Annotated in this window: 9 protein-coding genes; 7 read left to right on the forward strand and 2 right to left on the reverse strand. The window is 72.7% G+C overall.

Annotated elements, in window-relative coordinates; all coding sequences use genetic code 11:
- Positions 1–62: 62 nt before the first annotated feature.
- The 4 genes from ACFYW1_RS29405 to ACFYW1_RS29420 all read left to right on the forward strand — a co-directional run bounded on the left by ACFYW1_RS29405 (position 63) and on the right by ACFYW1_RS29420 (position 13,592).
- Complete coding sequence (locus ACFYW1_RS29405; RefSeq protein WP_388999719.1) at positions 63–11,762, forward strand: SDR family NAD(P)-dependent oxidoreductase; 11,700 nt, start codon at positions 63–65, stop codon at positions 11,760–11,762.
- 115 nt (positions 11,763–11,877) lie between these two features.
- Positions 11,878–12,072, forward strand: coding sequence for a hypothetical protein (locus ACFYW1_RS29410; protein ID WP_388999722.1), 195 nt, complete (start codon positions 11,878–11,880; stop codon positions 12,070–12,072).
- A 50-nt stretch (positions 12,073–12,122) separates the two neighbouring features.
- Positions 12,123–12,371 carry a hypothetical protein gene (locus tag ACFYW1_RS29415; protein ID WP_388999724.1) on the forward strand — a complete coding sequence of 83 codons (249 nt, stop codon included), beginning with the start codon at positions 12,123–12,125 and terminating at the stop codon, positions 12,369–12,371.
- A 207-nt stretch (positions 12,372–12,578) separates the two neighbouring features.
- Positions 12,579–13,592, forward strand: a complete 1,014-nt coding sequence (locus tag ACFYW1_RS29420; RefSeq protein WP_388999826.1) for a BtrH N-terminal domain-containing protein — start codon at positions 12,579–12,581, stop codon at positions 13,590–13,592.
- A 154-nt stretch (positions 13,593–13,746) separates the two neighbouring features.
- Here the strand turns inward: ACFYW1_RS29420 and ACFYW1_RS29425 are convergent, their stop codons facing one another.
- Together ACFYW1_RS29425 and ACFYW1_RS29430 are read right to left on the reverse strand one after the other, a co-directional pair.
- On the reverse strand, positions 13,747–13,968 hold the full coding sequence (locus ACFYW1_RS29425; RefSeq protein WP_388999727.1) for a hypothetical protein: 222 nt from the start codon (positions 13,966–13,968) through the stop codon (positions 13,747–13,749).
- Positions 13,969–14,170: 202 nt separating this feature from the next.
- Positions 14,171–14,848 carry a TetR/AcrR family transcriptional regulator C-terminal domain-containing protein gene (locus ACFYW1_RS29430; protein WP_388999730.1) on the reverse strand — a complete coding sequence of 226 codons (678 nt, stop codon included), beginning with the start codon at positions 14,846–14,848 and terminating at the stop codon, positions 14,171–14,173.
- Between the two features lie 95 nt (positions 14,849–14,943).
- Here ACFYW1_RS29430 and ACFYW1_RS29435 point away from each other — a divergent pair, with 95 nt between their 5' ends.
- The 3 genes from ACFYW1_RS29435 to ACFYW1_RS29445 all read left to right on the forward strand — a co-directional run bounded on the left by ACFYW1_RS29435 (position 14,944) and on the right by ACFYW1_RS29445 (position 17,214).
- The gene (locus ACFYW1_RS29435) at positions 14,944–15,447 is read left to right on the forward strand and encodes a hypothetical protein (RefSeq protein ID WP_388999733.1); all 504 of its coding nucleotides are present in this window, start codon (positions 14,944–14,946) and stop codon (positions 15,445–15,447) included.
- Positions 15,448–15,516: 69 nt separating this feature from the next.
- Positions 15,517–16,635, forward strand: a complete 1,119-nt coding sequence (locus ACFYW1_RS29440; protein ID WP_388999735.1) for a serine hydrolase domain-containing protein — start codon at positions 15,517–15,519, stop codon at positions 16,633–16,635.
- Between the two features lie 180 nt (positions 16,636–16,815).
- On the forward strand, positions 16,816–17,214 hold the full coding sequence (locus ACFYW1_RS29445; protein WP_388999829.1) for a hypothetical protein: 399 nt from the start codon (positions 16,816–16,818) through the stop codon (positions 17,212–17,214).
- The last annotated feature ends 20 nt before the right edge of the window (positions 17,215–17,234 follow it).

Below are 17,234 nucleotides of genomic sequence, written 5' to 3' on the forward strand. Positions count from 1 at the left end.
CGGACGGCCCCCCGTGTCCCCCTCCGCGCCGGAAGTCCGGTTCGACGAGCAAGGAAGAGCAGATGAGCTTTGCCCAGCTGAACAGTGGTGTGGCCGCCCCCCTGCCGGGCGCCGAGGACATCGCCGGCTTCCTGCGCGACGCCGTCGCGGCAGCCCTCGACGCGCGGCCGGAAACCGTCGACGTCGACCGGCCGCTGCGCGACCTCGGACTGGACTCCGTCCGGATCCTGTCCCTCGTGGCGGTGCTGTCGGAACACCTCGGACGCCCCGTGCCCGGCTGGGTGGTGTGGCAGTACCCCACCGTCGCCGGGCTCGCCGCCCACCTGGCGGGCGAGGACGCACTCCCCGCCGCCGCGCCGCGCACCGGCCGGACCCCCGCCGCCGCGAACGACCCCATCGCCATCGTCGGCCTCGGCTGCCGGCTGCCCGGCGGCATCGAGACGCCCGAGGCGCTCTGGGAGAGCCTGTGCGACGGGCTCGACGCGATCCGCGAGGTCCCCGCCGACCGCTGGAACGCCCGGGAATGGCTCGACCCGGACCCCCGGACCCCCGGCCGGATGAACACCCGCTGGGGCGGCTTCCTCGACGACGTCGCCGGCTTCGACGCCGACCTGTTCCGGATCTCGCCCGCCGAGGCCAAGCACATGGACCCGCAGCAGCGCATGGCGCTGGAAGTCGCGTGGGCCGCCTTCGAGGACGCCCGGATCGTCCCCACCGGCATCGCCGGCACCCGCACCGGCGTCTTCTTCGGCACGATGGCACAGGAGTACCACCTCGCCACCGGCGCCGACGCCGACGACATCGAGACGCACTCCGCCGTCGGCTGGGACAACTCCATCATCCCGGCGCGCATCGCCTACACGCTGGGTCTGCAGGGCCCCGCCATGGCCGTCGCGACCGCCTGCAGCTCCTCGCTCACCGCCACCCACCTCGCCGTGCAGAGCCTGCGCCGCGGCGAGACCGACCTCGCCCTGGCGGGCGGCGTCAACATCATGCTCCACCCCAACACCACCGTCGCCATGACCAAGTTCGGCGGCATGAACCCGGACGGCCAGTGCCGCGCCTTCGACGCGGGCGCCAACGGCTACGTGCGCGGCGAGGGCTGCGGCGCCGTCGTCCTGCGCAGGCTCTCCGACGCCCTGGCCTCCGGCGACCGCGTGTACGCCGTGATCCGCGGCACCGCCGTCAACAACGACGGCGCCTCCAACGGACTCACCGCCCCCAACCCGCGCGCCCAGGTCGACGTCGTGCGCACCGCCTGGCGGGACGCCGACGTCGACCCCAAGGACGTCTCCTACGTGGAGGCGCACGGCACCGGCACCCTCCTCGGCGACCCCATCGAGGCGGAAGCCCTCGGCACGGTGTTCGCCGAGGGCCGCGAGGAACCCCTGCACCTGGGCTCCGCCAAGACCAACTTCGGCCACCTGGAGCCCGCGGCCGGCGTCACCGGCCTCCTCAAGACCGCCCTGTCCCTGTACCACGGCGAGATCCCCGCCAGCCTCCACTTCGACGTGCCCAACCCGCACATCGACTTCGAGGCCAACAAGCTCAGCGTCGTCGCCGAGCGCCGCCCGTGGCCCGCCGCCCGCCGCCGCTACGCGGGCGTCAGCGGCTTCGGCTTCGGCGGCACCAACGCCCACGTCGCCCTCGAAGAGGCCCCCTGCGTCCGCCGCCGCCTCACCCCCCTCGCCGCCGCGACCGAGGAGGCGCTGAACGCGGCGATCGCCACCGCGGGGGACACCGCGACCGGACCGCACCCGGCCCCGGACGCCACCGGCACCCACCGCGCGGTCGTCGCCCCGACCCCGGCCGGCCGCGCCGAACTCGTCGCGGGCCCCACCCGGCCCGGGGACCGCCCCCAGCTGGCCTTCTTCTTCTCCGGCCACGGCGCGCAGTGGATCGGCATGGGCCGCGACCTGCTCTCCGAGCACGCCTTCCGCACCGCCCTCGACGACTGCGACCGCGCCGTCGCCGAGCACACCGGCTGGTCGGTCACCGACGAACTCCTCGCCGGCCCCGCCGCCTCCCGGCTCGACCGCACCGACGTCGTCCAGCCCGTCCTGTTCTCCGTACAGGTCGCCCTGGCCCGCACCCTGGCCGCCTGGGGCCTGGAACCCGACACCGTCTTCGGCCAGAGCATCGGGGAGGTGGCCGCGGCCGTCGTGGCGGGCGCCCTCCCGCTGGACGAGGGCGCCCGGCTCATCACCACCTGGTCCGCGCTGATCGCCGAACGCGCCTCGGGCCACGGCGCCCTCCTGGTCTGCGACCTCACCCCCGACGAGGCCGCCCGCCCGGCCGCCGGCCACGGGCTCTCCGTCGCCGGACACCTCGCACCCGACCAGGTCTGCCTGTCCGGCCCCACCGACGCCGTCGCCGCCGCCGAACGGGAACTCTCCGAGAACGGCGTGCGCACCGCCCGCGTCAACATCGACTACGCCTCCCACAGCGCCGGGCTGGAGGACCTCGCCCCCGAACTCGTCCGCCGCATCGGCACCCTGCGCACCGGCGTCACGTCCGTCCCCTTCTGGTCGACCGTCGACGACGACTTCGTCGACGGCACCGCGCTCGGGGCCGAGTACTGGGCGCGCAACATGTGCCGCCCCATGCTGGTGGCCGAGGCGGTCGCCGCCCTCACCCGCACCGAGCCCGCCGCCGCGCACGGACTGAGCGTCGTGGAGATAGCACCGCACCCCGTCGCCCGGCACTCCCTGGAACGGACGCTCACCGCACTCGGCGCCACCCGCGGCGCCGCCCTCGCCACCTGCCGACGCGACCGGCCCGCCCGCCGGAGCCTGGAGGACCTGGTCGCCCGCCTGTGGTGCGAGGGCCACGACATCGGCTGGACGGCCGTCCACGGCCGCTCCGGCAGGCCCGCGCTCAAGACCCCCGTCGTCCTCACCGTTTCCGGCAAGTCCGAGGAGGCACGGGCCGAGAACGCCGCCCGGCTCGCCGACCACCTGACGGGCCGGCCCGACGCGGAACTGCTCGACATCGCCTACAGCGCCGCACACCACCGAGCCCACCTGGAGCACCGGGCGGGCGTCGTGGCGAGCACCACCGACCGGGCCGGGGAAGCCCTGCGGGCGTTGGCGGAGGGCCGGGCACACCGTGATGTCGTCGAGGGAGCTGCTGTCGGCGGTGAGCTTGCGGTGCTGTTCACGGGCCAGGGCAGTCAGCGGATTGCGATGGGCCGTCAGTTGTACGGGGCGTTCCCGGTGTTCCGGGAGGCGTTCGACGAGGTGTGCGCGGCGCTGGAGCCGCATCTGAGGGTGCCGTTGGCCGCGGTGGTCTTCGCTCCCGAGGACAGTGCGGACGCGGTGTTGGTGCATGAGACGGAGTTCACGCAGCCGGGGTTGTTCGCGGTGGGTGTGGCGTTGTTCCGGTTGTGGGAGTCGTGGGGTGTGGTGCCGGGTGCGGTGGCGGGGCATTCGGTGGGTGAGGTGGCCGCCGCCCATGTGGCGGGGGTGTTGAGCCTGGAGGATGCGGCGCGGTTGGTGGCGGCGCGTGGGCGGTTGATGCAGGGGTGTGAGCGGGGTGGGGCGATGGCGTCGGTGGAGGCGTCGGAGCCGGAGGTGGTGGAGGTTTTGGCGGGTGTGGTGGGGCGGGTGTCGGTGGCGGGGCTGAACGGTCCGGCGCAGACGGTCGTCAGTGGTGATGGGGCCGCGGTGGACGCGGTGGTGGAGCACTTCGCGGGGATGGGGAGGCGGACGCGTCGGCTGGAGGTGTCGCACGCCTTCCACTCGCCGCACATGGACTCGATGCTCGACGCGTACCGGGAGGTCGTGGAGAGCTGTGTGTTCCACGTCCCGGAGATCACGTTGGTGTCGACGGTGACGGGTGGGGTGGTGTCGGGTCGGGAGCTGGCCGATCCGGGGTACTGGGTGCGTCAGGTGCGCGACGGGGTGCGGTTCCTGGACGCGGTGCGGTGCCTGGAACGGTCCGGGGTGTCGCGGTATCTGGAGTGCGGTCCGGCGGGTGTGCTGTCGGCGATGGGCGCGGGATGCGTGGAGAACGAAGCGGTGTTCACCGCCTCGCAGCGCACCCCCCGCGGCACGGACGAGCCGGTCGACGAGGTCCGTTCCCTGCTGCGGGCTTTGGGCGAGCTCCATGTGTCCGGGCAGGACATCACCTGGGACGGGGTCCTGCCCGACGGGACGGCCGTGGACCTGCCCACGTATGCCTTCCGACGCAAGCACTACTGGATCGAACCGAAGGCCGGGAAGAACACCGGCCACGGACGCCCGCACGCCGACGACGCCCTGTGGCAGGCCGTCGGCAGCGGAGAGAGCGCACGCGTCTCCGAACTCCTCGGCGTGACCGACAGCTCCGCCGTCGCCACCCTCCTGCCCTACCTCGCCACCTGGCGCGAACAGCAGGACAGGGCCGGCGAAGTCGCCGACTGGAGCTACGAGGAGACCTGGCAGCCCTCCCCGGTGGCCCGCACCGCACCGCTGCCGCGCGGCCACTGGCTGATCGTCGCCCCCGCCGCCGCACAGAGCCTCGCCGGAGAACTGGCCGAGGCCCTGACCGGCGCGGGCGCCTCCCCGCACCTCCTGACCGCCGACACGGACACGGACTCCGGTACCGGCACGGACACGGACTCCGGCACCGACCGCGCCGCGTACGCCGCGTCGATCGGCGACCTGATCGCGGAACTCGGCGACGAACCGCTGCGCGGCATCCTCGCCCTCACCGCCGCCGACACCGCCCCGCACCCCGACCACCCCGCCGTGACCACGGGCGCCGCCCGGAGCCTCGCGCTCGTACAGGCACTGGGCGACACCTCGGTACGGGCCCCGCTGTGGTTCGTGACCCGGGGCGCCGTCCACGCCCACGACACGGACCCCGCCCCCGCCCCCGCCCAGGCCCTCGCCTGGGGACTGGGCCATGTGGTGGCCCTCGAACACGCCAACCGCTGGGGCGGACTCGTCGACCTGCCCGCCGAACCCGACCCGGCGACGGTCCGCCGACTCCTGGCCACCCTCGCCGCGCACGGCACCCCGGGCGCGGAGGAACACGTCGCGCTGCGCCCCGCCGAACGTCTCGTGCGCAGGCTGCGCCGTACGGGTACCGCACCGGCGGCCGCACGGCCCTGGACCCCCCGGGGCACCGTCCTGATCACCGGCGGCAGCGGCGCACTCGCCGCCCACCTGGCCCACCGCCTCGCCGAACGCGGCGCCGAACACCTCGTCCTCGTGTCCCGGCGAGGCCCCGACGCCGAGGGCGCCACCGAACTCACCGCCGCACTCGAAGCCGCGGGCACCCGCGTGACCCTCGCCTCCTGCGACGTCACCGACCGGCGGCAGCTGGACGAACTCCTCACCGCGCTCGACCGCGACGAGGCGCCGCTGCGCGCCGTCTTCCACACCGCGGGCGTCCTCGACGACCGGCTCATCGACCGCCTGGACGCCGAAGCCCTCGCCGCCGTGGCCGCCCCCAAGCTCACCGCCGCCACCCACCTGCACGAACTCACCCGCGACCGCGACCTCGACGCCTTCGTCCTGTACTCGTCGGTCGTCGGCACCCTCGGCAACATCGGCCAGGCCAACTACGCCATGGCCAACACCGCCCTGGACGCACTCGCCGCCGGACGCCGGGCCGAGGGCCTGCCCGCCGTCTCCATCGGCTGGGGCCCCTGGGCCGACGGCGGCATGACCCACGGCGCCGCCGAGAGCCAACTGCGCCGCATCGGCCTCGAACCCATGCCCGCCGAACGAGCCCTGGACGCCCTCGACACGGCACTCGACCGCGGCGGCTCGACCGTCGTCGCCGGCATCGACTGGCCCCGGGCCGCCGCCGCGTACACCGAGGGCCGCGACCGCCCCTTCCTGCACGAGGTCCCCGAGGCCCGCGCGGCGGTCGCGGACACCCCCGCCGAGCAGGCCAACCCCCTGCGCACCACCCTGCTCGCCCTGGCCGAGGACGCCCGCGAGAACCACCTGCGATCCCTGCTCGCCGTCGAGGCGGCGGCGGTGCTCGGCGCCGAGAACCCCGCCTCGCTCGACCCCGAGCGCGGCTTCAAGGACCTGGGCTTCGACTCGATGATGGCCGTCGACCTCAGCGTGCGCGTACAGAAGCGCACCGGCGTCATCACACCCAAGACCCTGATCTTCGACCACCCGAACCTGGCGGCCGCCGCACGGTGGCTGCTCGGCGAACTCACCCCCGCCCTCACCGACACCTCCGCCGCCGGCGCCGCCCACCGCACCGACGAACCGCTCGCCGTCGTCGGCGTCGGCCTGCGCATGCCGGGCGACGCCCACGACCTCGACAGCCTCTGGGACGTGCTCGCCGAGGGCCGCGACACGGTGCGTCAGGTACCGGCCGACCGCTTCGACATCGACGCGTTCTACGACCCGGACCCGGACGCCGAGGGCCGGACCTACGCCCGCCACGCCTCCTTCCTCGACGACGTGGCCCACTTCGACGCGGCCTTCTTCGGCATCTCGCCGCGCGAGGCCGAACCGATGGACCCCCAGCACCGGCTGCTCCTGGAGGCCGCCTGGAACTCCCTGGAGAACGCCGGCATCCGCCCGCGCGAGCTGCGCGACTCCCGCACCGGCGTCTTCGTGGGCGCCGGCGTGGGCGAGTACGGCAAGTACCGCCCGAACGGCGCTCCGGACACGTACACCCTGACCGGCACCCTGCCGAGCTTCAACGCGGGCCGCCTCTCCTACCACCTCGGGCTCCAGGGCCCCGCCCTGTCCATCGACACCGCGTGCTCCTCGTCGCTGGTGGCCCTGCACCTGGCCTGCGAGGCGCTGCGCAACGACGAGTGCGAACTGGCGCTCGCGGGCGGCGTCCAGGTCCTCACGGACCCCGGCGCGTTCATCGCCCTCAGCCGCTCGCACGCCCTCTCCCCGGACGGCCGCAGCAAGGCGTTCTCGGCCGAGGCGGACGGGTACGGGCGCGGCGAGGGCGTCGGCGTGATCGCCGTCATGCGGCTCTCCGACGCGATCGAGCAGAACCGCACGGTACTGGGCGTCATCCGGGCCACGGCCATCAACCACGACGGCGCCAGCAGCGGCATCACCGCCCCCAACGGCTCCTCCCAGCAGAAGGTCATCCGAGCCGCCCTCCGCTCGGCCGGCCTGTCCACCGAGGACGTCGACTACGTCGAGTGCCACGGCACGGGGACGTCGCTGGGCGACCCGATCGAGGTGCAGGCGCTGGCCGCCGTGTACGGGGAGGGCCGCGAGCCGGGCCGGGAACTCGGACTCGGTACGGCGAAGAGCGTCATCGGCCACCTGGAGTCGGCGGCCGGCATCGCCGGTGTCTGCAAGATGCTCGCCTCCTTCAGGAAGGACGCCCTCCCCGGCACCCGGTACAGCTCGCCGCGCAACCCGAACATCGCCTGGGACGACCTGCCGGTACGGGTGGTCGACGAACTCACACCGTGGGAGCGGGAAGAGGGGCGGGTGCGGCGTGCGGGTGTGTCGTCGTTCGGTCTGAGCGGGACGAACGCGCACGTCATCGTGGAGGAGCCGCCGTTGGCGGAACCGGCCGTCGGAGCCGTCGGTGAGGGTGTCTTCCCGGTTGTGGTGTCGGGGCGTGACGAGGCGGCGCTGCGGGAGCAGGCGGGGCGCTGGGCGTCCTGGCTCTCCGGTGGTGAGGACGTCCGCCTGGCGGATGTGGCGGTGACGGCGGCCCGTCATCGTTCGCACTTCGAGTCGCGGGCCAGTGTGGTGGCGTCGGACGCGGCCGGGCTGGTGGAGGCGCTGGAGGCACTGGCCGAGGGCCGTTCGCACGACGCGGTGGTCACCGGCAGCGCCGAGCGCCGTGGGAAGGTCGTCTTCGTCTACCCGGGCCAGGGCTCGCAGTGGGTCGGCATGGGCCGTGAACTCCTGGAATCCAGTGAGGTGTTCGCGCAGACGGTGGATGCGTGTGATGCGGCGCTGTTGCCGTTCACGGGCTGGTCGGTGCGTGAGGTGCTGGCGGGTGAGGAGGGGGAGCATCCGCCGTTCGACCGGGTGGACGTGGTCCAGCCCGCGCTGTTCGCGATGGGGGTGGCCCTGTCCGCGCTGTGGCGTTCGCTGGGTATGGAGCCGGCGGCCGTGGTGGGTCACTCGCAGGGCGAGGTGGTGGCCGCGGTGGTGAGCGGTGCTCTCGCTCTGGAGCAGGGGGCGCAGATCGTCGCCCAGCGCTCGCAGGCCGTGCTGGCCTGCGCCGGGCAGGGCGGCATGGCGTTGATCGAGCGCCCGGTCGCGGCGGTCGAGGAGTTCCTCGCCCCGTACGGGGATGCCCTCTCGGTCGCCGCGGTCAACACCGCAGGCTCCACGATCATCTCCGGACAGGCCGACGCGATCGAGCAGATCGTGGCGGAGCTCCAGGAGAAGGAGGTCTACGCCCGCAAGATCAATGTGGACTACGCCTCCCACAACGCCCAGATGGACCCGCTGCTGCCGGATCTCGCCTCGGGCTTCGAGGGTCTGGTCCCGCGCCGTGCGGACCTGGCGTTCTACTCCACGGTGACGGGGGCGGTGTCCGACGGCACGGATCTGGACGGTACGTACTGGTGCCGCAACCTGCGTGAGCCCGTCCGCTTCGACCGCGCCCTGAACAAGCTCCTCGACGACGGTCACACCGTGTTCGTGGAGATCTCCGCGCACCCGGTGCTGTCCATGCCGCTGACCGACGGCAGCGCGGAGCGGGGCGGGATCGTCGTCGGCTCCCTCGCGCGACGGAACGGCAGTGCGGCTCAACTCCTGCGCAATCTGGGCCTGTTGCACGTCCAGGGGCACCAGCTCGACTGGGACCGGGCCCTCGGCCTCGCCCCGGACGCCGGCGCCCTGCTCAACCTGCCCACGTACGCCTTCCAGCGCGAGCACTACTGGCTGCCCGTTCCGAAGGCCACCGGTGACGCCGGATCGCTGGGCCTGGAGACCTCGCCGCACCCCTGGCTGGGCGCGGTGACCGAACTCGCCGACGGCGAAGGCCACTTGTTCACCGGAAGGCTCTCCCTCACCGATCAGCCGTGGCTGAAGGACCACACGGTCTTCGGAACCGTCATCGTTCCCGGCACGGGCCTGCTGGAACTGGCCACCGCCGCCGCCCACGAGGCGGGCGCCGACGGGGTGGCCGAACTGACCCTGGCCGAGCCGCTGGTGATCGACGAGGCGGTGCGGATACAGATCACGGTCGGCGCGCCCGGCGCGAACGGCCGCCGCTCCCTCACGATCCACAGCCGCCCCGACGACACGCAGGACGACTGGACCCGCCACGCGAGCGGCGAACTGCGCGAGGAGCCGGCCGGTCCGGCCCCGGACGACTTCGCGGAACTGTGCCGGTGGCCGGTGGCCGGCGCCGAGCGGGTCGACCTCGACGGGTTCTACGACCGGTTCGGCGCCCAGGGCATCGACTACGGCCCCGCCTTCCGGGGTCTGACCGAGCTGTGGCGCAAGGGCGACACCGCGTACGGCATCGTCCGCCTGCCCGGGACCGCGGGGTCCACCGGGTCCGCCACCGCGCCCACCGGGTCCGCGGCCGGGGCCGAGTACAACCTGCACCCCGCGCTCCTCGACACGGCCCTGCACATCATGAAGGGGGCGACCCCCGCACAGGGCGCGGGGGAACCGGAAGGGGCGCTGCTGCCCTTCGAGTGGAGCGATGTCGAGCTGTACGCGGCGGGCAGCGCCGAGCTGCGCGTCCGCATCGACGTCGAAGCCTCCGAGGCCGGACAGGAGATCCGGGTCCGGGCCGCCGACGCCACGGGCGAACCCGTCGTACGCATCGGTGCGCTCCACCTCCGGCGGGCCACCGCCGAACAGCTCCGCGCCGCGCGCAACACCGGCGCCGACGGCCTCCACCGCCTGGAGTTCCAGCCGGTGACGGCCCCCGCCCCGCAGGGCGCGGTCGCCGACGCCGTGCTGACCGGCACCGGCGAACTGGCCGCCCTCATCGGCGTACCGACCCTGTCCGACATCGACGCGCTGACCGCCCTGCTCGACTCCGGCCGGCGGGCACCCGCCCGCGTCGTCGTCGACACGACCGGCCGGCCGCCCTTCTACAGCGAGCCCGAGGCCGCCTACAAGGCGACCGAGTACGTCCTCGCGCAGCTCCAGGAACTGCTGTCCGACGACCGGCTCGACTCGACGGAACTCGTCTGGGTCACCCGCGGCAGCGTCGCCGCGGCCCCGGGCGACCGGCTCGACGGGCTGCCGTACGCACCGCTGTGGGGACTCATCCGGTCCGCCCGCGCCGAGCACCCCGAGCGGGGCCTCCGCCTGATCGACCTCGGCCCGGACGACGCGGACGGGGACGCGCTCGCCCGCGCCCTCGCCGTCACCGGCGAACCCGAACTCGCGGTCCGCGCGGGCGAGGTGCTCGCCGCCCGCCTGGTGCGCGGGGCCGCCCCGGACGACGAGGCCGCCGCACGGCCGCTCGACCCCGAGGGCACGGTGCTGATCACCGGCGGCACCGGCGAACTCGGCCGCGAGACCGCCCGGCACCTCGTACGCCACCACGGCGTCCGCCACCTGGTGCTGACCTCGCGGCGCGGTGCCGAAGCCCCCGGAGCCGCGGAACTCATCCACGAACTCGAAGAGGAAGGTGCGCGATGCGTACGTGTGGTGGCCTGTGATGTCGCTCGGAGAGATGACGTGGCGCAGGTGCTCGGTCTTGCTGAGGAGGGCCGGCCTTGGACGGCTGTCCTGCACCTCGCGGGAATTCTGGACGACGGCGTCCTTCTCGGCCAGGATGCGGAGAGACTCTCCCGCGTGATGGCACCCAAGGTGAAGGGCGCCCTCTTCCTGGACGAACTCACCCGGGACCTCGACCTCGCCGCCTTCGTCCTCTTCTCCTCCGCGGCCGGCACCGTCGGCACGGCGGGCCAGAGCATCTACGGCGCGGCCAACACCTACCTCGACGCCTTCGCCGCCCGGCGACGGGCGGAGGGCCGCCCGGCAACCGCCCTCGCCTGGGGGCTGTGGCACCAGGCGGGCGTGGGCATGACCTCGCACCTGGGCGCGGTGGAACTGGAACGCATGCGCCGCCAGGGCATCGCCCCGCTCCCCTTCGACCAGGGCCTGGCCCTCCTCGACGCGGTGCTCGCCCGCCCCGCCGACAACTTCGTCCCCGTGAAGCTCGACCTGCGGGCCGTACGGCGGGCGGCGGAACAGGGCCAGGACGTCCCCGCCCTGTTCCGTGCGCTCGTACGCCGGCGACTGCGCCGGGCGCCCTCGGCCGACACGGCGACGAGCCCGGCCGGCCTGCGCGAACGACTGCTGGCCGCGCCCGAGGACCGGCGCCAGGACCTCGTGACGGAGATGGTGCTGAGCGAGGTCGCCACCGTGCTCGGGGTGAGCGGGGGCGGTTCGCTCTCGCCGCAGCAGGTCCTCAAGGACCTGGGGCTCGACTCCCTGATGGCGGTCGAGCTGCGACGCCGCCTGTCGGCCGAGAGCGGCATCTCCCTGCCCGCGACGCTCGCCTTCGACTATCCGACCCCCGACCACATCGCACGGCTGGTACTCGGCCGGATGGACCTGCCCACGGAGGTCCCCGCGACCGGCACGCCCGGGGACGGCGCGTCCGGGGCCGAGGACCCCGAGTCCGTACTCGGCTGGGTCCTCGAACAGCTCTCCGCCGACCGGATCCACCGCAGCGGACTGCTGGAGCAGCTCGTCGAACTGGCCCGGCAGGAGGGTCCCGGCACCGCGGCGGTCGCCACCCTGCCGATCGCACCGGCCGAGGAGGAGCGTTCGGTGGACGACATCAACGCCGAACTGAACGCCCTGCTGGAGGCATCGGGCCTCGACCTCGACTGAGCGGCCGCGCGGCGCCGACGCCCCGTCGGCCCCGCGCGGGACACGAGGGGCCCCGACGGTCATCCGATCGCCGGGGCCCCTCGCATGCGCACGCGGTCCTTCGACCGGCAGCGGCATGAAGTACTGGAACGTGGAGATCGCCGCGGTCGGGCAGTCGGTCGCCGCGCATCCGCATGAGTTTTCCGCACTCCCTGCCGAGGCGGACGGCTACCGAACCTTTCCCTCCGGTCGTAGGCTTCGACACCACGTTCATGACATGGGGAAACCGCCATCATGGTTCGTGCGCGCCGGTGTGCTGCCGCCTTCATGACGGGGAGGCCGGTGGTGTCAGCGGCACCCTGAAGGGTTGATGACTTCACGATGCAGAACCCGAGTCGGCCGGGCCGGAAGGGCGCCCATCCGGCGCTGGTCGTCGGCCTCGTCGTCGCGGTCCTCGGCCTGGCATGGGCGTGCGGCGGCGGGTCGGACGAGCTCGCGCCCGGCTGCCGTTATGCCGGCAAGTTCAAGGTCTGCGAGGATCCCGTACCGAGCCCGTCCCCATCGGACCCGTACGGGGTCCACGAACCGTTCGACCCGTATGGCGACCCGTTCGGGACGGCGACGCCGTAGCCGTCGAACGACGTGCGTCCCCCGGCGGCGAGGCGAAAGGAGCGACATGCGGCGACCTCCACCGCCTGGGACCACACACGGCACCGCCCGCCTCGGCGCGTCCGCCGCGGCGACGGCGCACCCTCCCCTCCCGGCGTGTGCGAGATGCCGGAGACCGTCTGCGAACAGGACAGCCACAGCTTCCTCACCCGTCCAGGAGAACACGGCATGACCACGGTGATGGGCATCGATGCCCGCGGCACCCAGCACTGCGAGACGACAGCCCTGGGGGTGCTGCTGCGGCACCAAGGAATAGATCTGTCCGAGCCCATGCTGTTCGGCCTCGGCTCCGGCCTGTCCTTCATCTACTGGGATGGCAAGAACATGGGATTCCCCTTCCTCGGCGGACGGGTCAAGCCCTTCGAGCTCACCCGCAACCTGGCCACCGCGCTCGGGCTGGAACTCCTGACCCGGGAGACCACCTCCCCGCGCAAGGCATGGGACGACGTGGCGACCCCGATCGACGCCGGACACCCCGTCGGACTCCAGCTCGACAGCTACTACCTGGACTACTTCGGCTCCAGGGTCCACTTCGGCGGCCACATCGTCGCCATGTACGGCTACGACGACCGCAATGCCCACCTCGTGGACACCGAGCAGCAAGGCGGAGCCGTCTCCACCAGCCTGACCAGCCTCGCCCGGGCCAGGGCCGCGCGCGGTCCGATGACCGCCAAACACCGGTCCTTCACCCTCACCGCCCCGAGGAACCCGCCCTCCCCGCACGGACGCATCGTCCCCGCCATCACCGCCTGTGCCGACGCCTTCCTCGACCCGCCCATCGCCAACCTCGGCCACCGCGGCATCGAGAAGGCCGGCAAGCTGGTACGCACCTGGCTCCAGCGCACCGACAACCCACGGCGAGACCTGCCGCAGGCCGCCTTGTTGATGGAGAAGGCCGGTACCGGCGGCGCCCTGTTCCGCAACCTCTACCGCGACTTTCTCGCCGAGTGCACCGATCTGATCGACAGCAGCCACCTGCGCACCGGCCATGCGCTGTACACCGAGGCTGCCACCCTGTGGGCGGAGGTGGCAGCACTGGTCGGGAAGGCCGGTGAATCGGGCGACGCGCAGTGCCTCGACCAGGCCGGCTCGGTTCTCGGCGATCTCTCGCGCATGGAGCGCGAGGCCATGCAAGCACTGAGCCGTCTGGGAAACGAGGCCCCGAGCACGATCCGGCCCTGAGCGGGCGGTTCGTTAGTCCTTGAGCTCGCACACGGCCGTCGCGGCTCGCGGGTGTGTCCGGCCACCGCCGACGAACGGCGCCCCACCGGATCGTCCGGTGGGGGGCCTCGCCCTGTGGTGACCCCGTGCTGCAACGAACCGAGTCCGTGCACCGTCAGCGGAAGTGGGCACCCAGGTCGTAGCCGCTCCTGCTCGGGGAGCAGGAGTGCTCGTCGATCTTCCCTTCCGCATACAGCTTCTGGGCCTCCTGCTCACAGGCGTCCTTGGTGGGAAACGAGCCGACGAATTGCCAGGGATCCGCCTGTGCGACCCCTGCCCCGGCCATGCCGAAAGCAGTGCCGGCAACCAGTGCCACAGCGAGCGTACGAATCTTCATGTGTACCCCTTGCCGAGTCCTGCCCCTCGCCGATGCAACGGAAAACAACACATCGGCACTTTTGCTGAGGGAATGCTCCCATTCGTCAGGTTCCGGTTCCAGGATCGCCACCGACTGTTTGCTCTTCGGGCTCACCGGCAGCCAGCTGCCGACACGATCTGCCGGGCCTGGGCCTGTACACCCTGGATGTCGCAGATACCTCTCAAGGAGCAGACGCGCGGCCTCGGCGACCGGCTTGTGCGACGCCCGTGAGGACGGCGTCGAGCATGCGGTCGAACTCCGCCTCCGAGCCGAAGTCGGCCATCCGCGGCATGAGTTCGGCCAGCGTCGGGTACGCGTCGGCGTCGAAGTCCGGCACCGCCGCGGCGCCGTGGACCTCCGCCGAGGTGCGGGCCAGCAGGTGACCGTTGAGGAACCCGAACAGCACCGACGGAGTGTCCGCGACGACCTGTTCGGGCACGCCCGCACCCCGCATCGCCGCCACCAGCCGCTCCAGCGCGACGAGCGCCGGGGTCGACGTCTGGGCGCGGTCGGCCAGCAGCGGGAAGACCCGGGGATGGCGGTGGGCCATGTCCCGATACGCGTGGGCGGTGCGGCGGGCGATGACCTGCCACCCCTCCGGGGCGTCCTCGGAGCCGTCCTCCGGGGCGTCCCCGGGGGCGATCTCGACCTCGGCCAGGACCACCTCGCAGACCGCGTCGAGCAGCGCCGCCTTGCCCTTGACGTGGTGGTAGATCGACATCGGGTCCACCCCGAGTTCGTCGGCCAGTCGCCGTACCCCGAACCGTTCCAGCCCGTCGCGGTCGACCAGGCCGACCGCCGCGACCGCGATGCTCGCGCGATCCAGCCCGGCCGAGGTGCCTCGTGCGCGTCGTGCCACGCCATCCTCCTGTCGCTTGCCAAACCTACGGCGTAGAACATATCGTGCGGGACGAAATCTACACCGTAGGTTTAATGATCCGGGGAGGGATCCGCATGACCACCACCGACACCCCGTCACCGGCCGCGCCCGCCGCACGCCCCCCGGGCGCCCCCGTCGGCGTGATGTACGTCGGACTCGCACTGACCGCCGTGACCGCGATCGCCCCACTGGTGGACGCGCTCACCGTCGACACCATCGCCGGGCACGTCCGCGCGGCCTACCCGGACTGGGGCCCGGGGCCGGTGGGTCAGGACCGCACCGCGATCACCGCCTACCTCGCCGTCACCGGCGGCCTGGGGGTGCTGTTGTGGCTCCTCGTGATCCGTGCGGTCGCGGCAGGCAGGCGCTGGGCGCGGACCGCGGCCACCTCGGCATGGGCCGCGGGCGTGACGGTGGCGATGGTCGACCTCGGCATGGGCGGCGAGCGGTACGAGGTGATCGTGCCGGTCGGGTACGGCGTGCTGACGCTGCTGCCGTGCGTGGCCGGGGGCGTGGCGGTCGTCCGGCTGTGGCGCCGCAGGGATGCGCACGCACACGACGACCTTGCCGCCCGCTGACCCGGCCGCCGCCCCCTGGCCCTGCTGCCCACCGACCCCGTTCCACCGAGACCGACAAGGAAACATGACATGGGAAACCCACTGGACGGCGCGGCGCTGGATGCCGCCCTGGAGAACGTGCACCGTGCCGGGGTGCCGGGGCTGTTCGCCGAGGTGTGCGATGGCGACCGGGTGTGGCGCGGTGCCGCGGGGGTCGCGGATGTGGCCACCGGTCGTCCGGTCACCGCCGACATGCGGCACCGGATCGGCAGCGTCACCAAGACCTTCACCACGGCGGCGGTCCTGCAACAGTCCGAGGCCGGCCGGATCGGACTCGACGCACCGATCGGCCGGTACCTCCCGGAACTGGTCCCCGGGGAGCGCGGGGAGGCGATCACGGTCCGGATGCTGATCAACCACACCAGCGGCCTCGCCGAATACCTCCCCTGCGCCTACCCCTCCCTCAAGGCATTCCCCGACCTCGCCGACACCGGACCGCAGAGCCTGGACGACCACCGACTCACCCGGTTCGACCCCGCCGAACTGATCGGACTGGGAGTCGCCGCACCCCCCGCCGGCACCCCGGGCGGCGCGCCGGGGCTGTACTCCAACACCAACTACCTGCTCCTGGGCCTGCTCCTGGCGAAGGTGACCGGCAGCACGGCCGAGCAGTGCATCACCCGGAACGTCATCGAGCGCGCCGGACTCCGGCACACCGAATTCCCCACCGGGCCACACATCGAGGGGCCGCACTCGCGGCTCTACGAGGCATGGTTCGGCATGATCGACCCGCTCCGCGACTACAGCGTCTACGACATGTCCTGGGTGGGGCCGTCGGCCTCCTTGATCTCGACCGTCGCGGACCTCAACCGCTTCTACGGCCTGCTGCTGGCCGGAAAGATCGTCAGCCCCTCGTCGCTGGCACAGATGCAGCGCACCGTCCGGGTCGTCTCCCAGGAGGGAAAACTGATCGACTACGGCCTCGGCCTGCACCCGATGGAAGGCCCCGGACAGGGTGTCTTCTGGGGCCATGGCGGCACGGTCTGGGGCGGGGGGACGCTGGCCATGGCCCGTGCCGACGGCGCGCGGCGGATGGCGGTCGCACTGAACACGCAGAGGTGGAACCGGCTCGACTCCTCCGGCAGGCCGCAGCCCCACCCCATCGACGACGCGCTCGCGGCTCTGTACCGCGTGGCGATGTACGGCTGACCCGGAGCGCAAGGGGTGCCGCCGGGACTCCGACACCTCTCCGCGCGGGTGTCGGCGTTCCGGGCCCTCGCGCTTGCCGATGGGGACGACCACGGGACTGGTGGGCCCGCGTGTCCATGAGTCGCGCACCCGCCGTGGCCGTCGGCCGATCGTCCCTCTGCGCCAGTGCTCTGCGGCATGATGACCGGTGTGAACACCGAGACACTGATAGATGTCTGGCAGCGGCTTCTCGCCGACCCCCACAAGTCGTGGGTGCTGTTCGAGCACGGCACTTGTGTCGTGCTGACCGCTCCGGAAGGGGAGCTTGCCGAACAGGCCACCGACCTCCTGGAGAAGTTCGGCCCGGCACGTGCGGGATCCTCGGCAGGAGACTTCGGGGTGATCGACCCCGAGGACGGCGAGGGATGGGTCGTCACCGGACATCACAACGACGTTCTCACCTATGTCGGCCCCGATGAGCCCCAGGACCGGTCGCAGATCGCTGTCGGACTGTTCGGACGTTCCAAGCGGCACCGGGACGGCACCGAACTTCGCATCGTCCACGTCGAGGACAAACGAGGCTCAGCGGAGCCGGCGTAAGGGCGGTACCGGCCGTTCGT

Source organism: Streptomyces sp. NPDC002669, assembly GCF_042889165.1.
Lineage (GTDB): Bacteria > Actinomycetota > Actinomycetes > Streptomycetales > Streptomycetaceae > Streptomyces.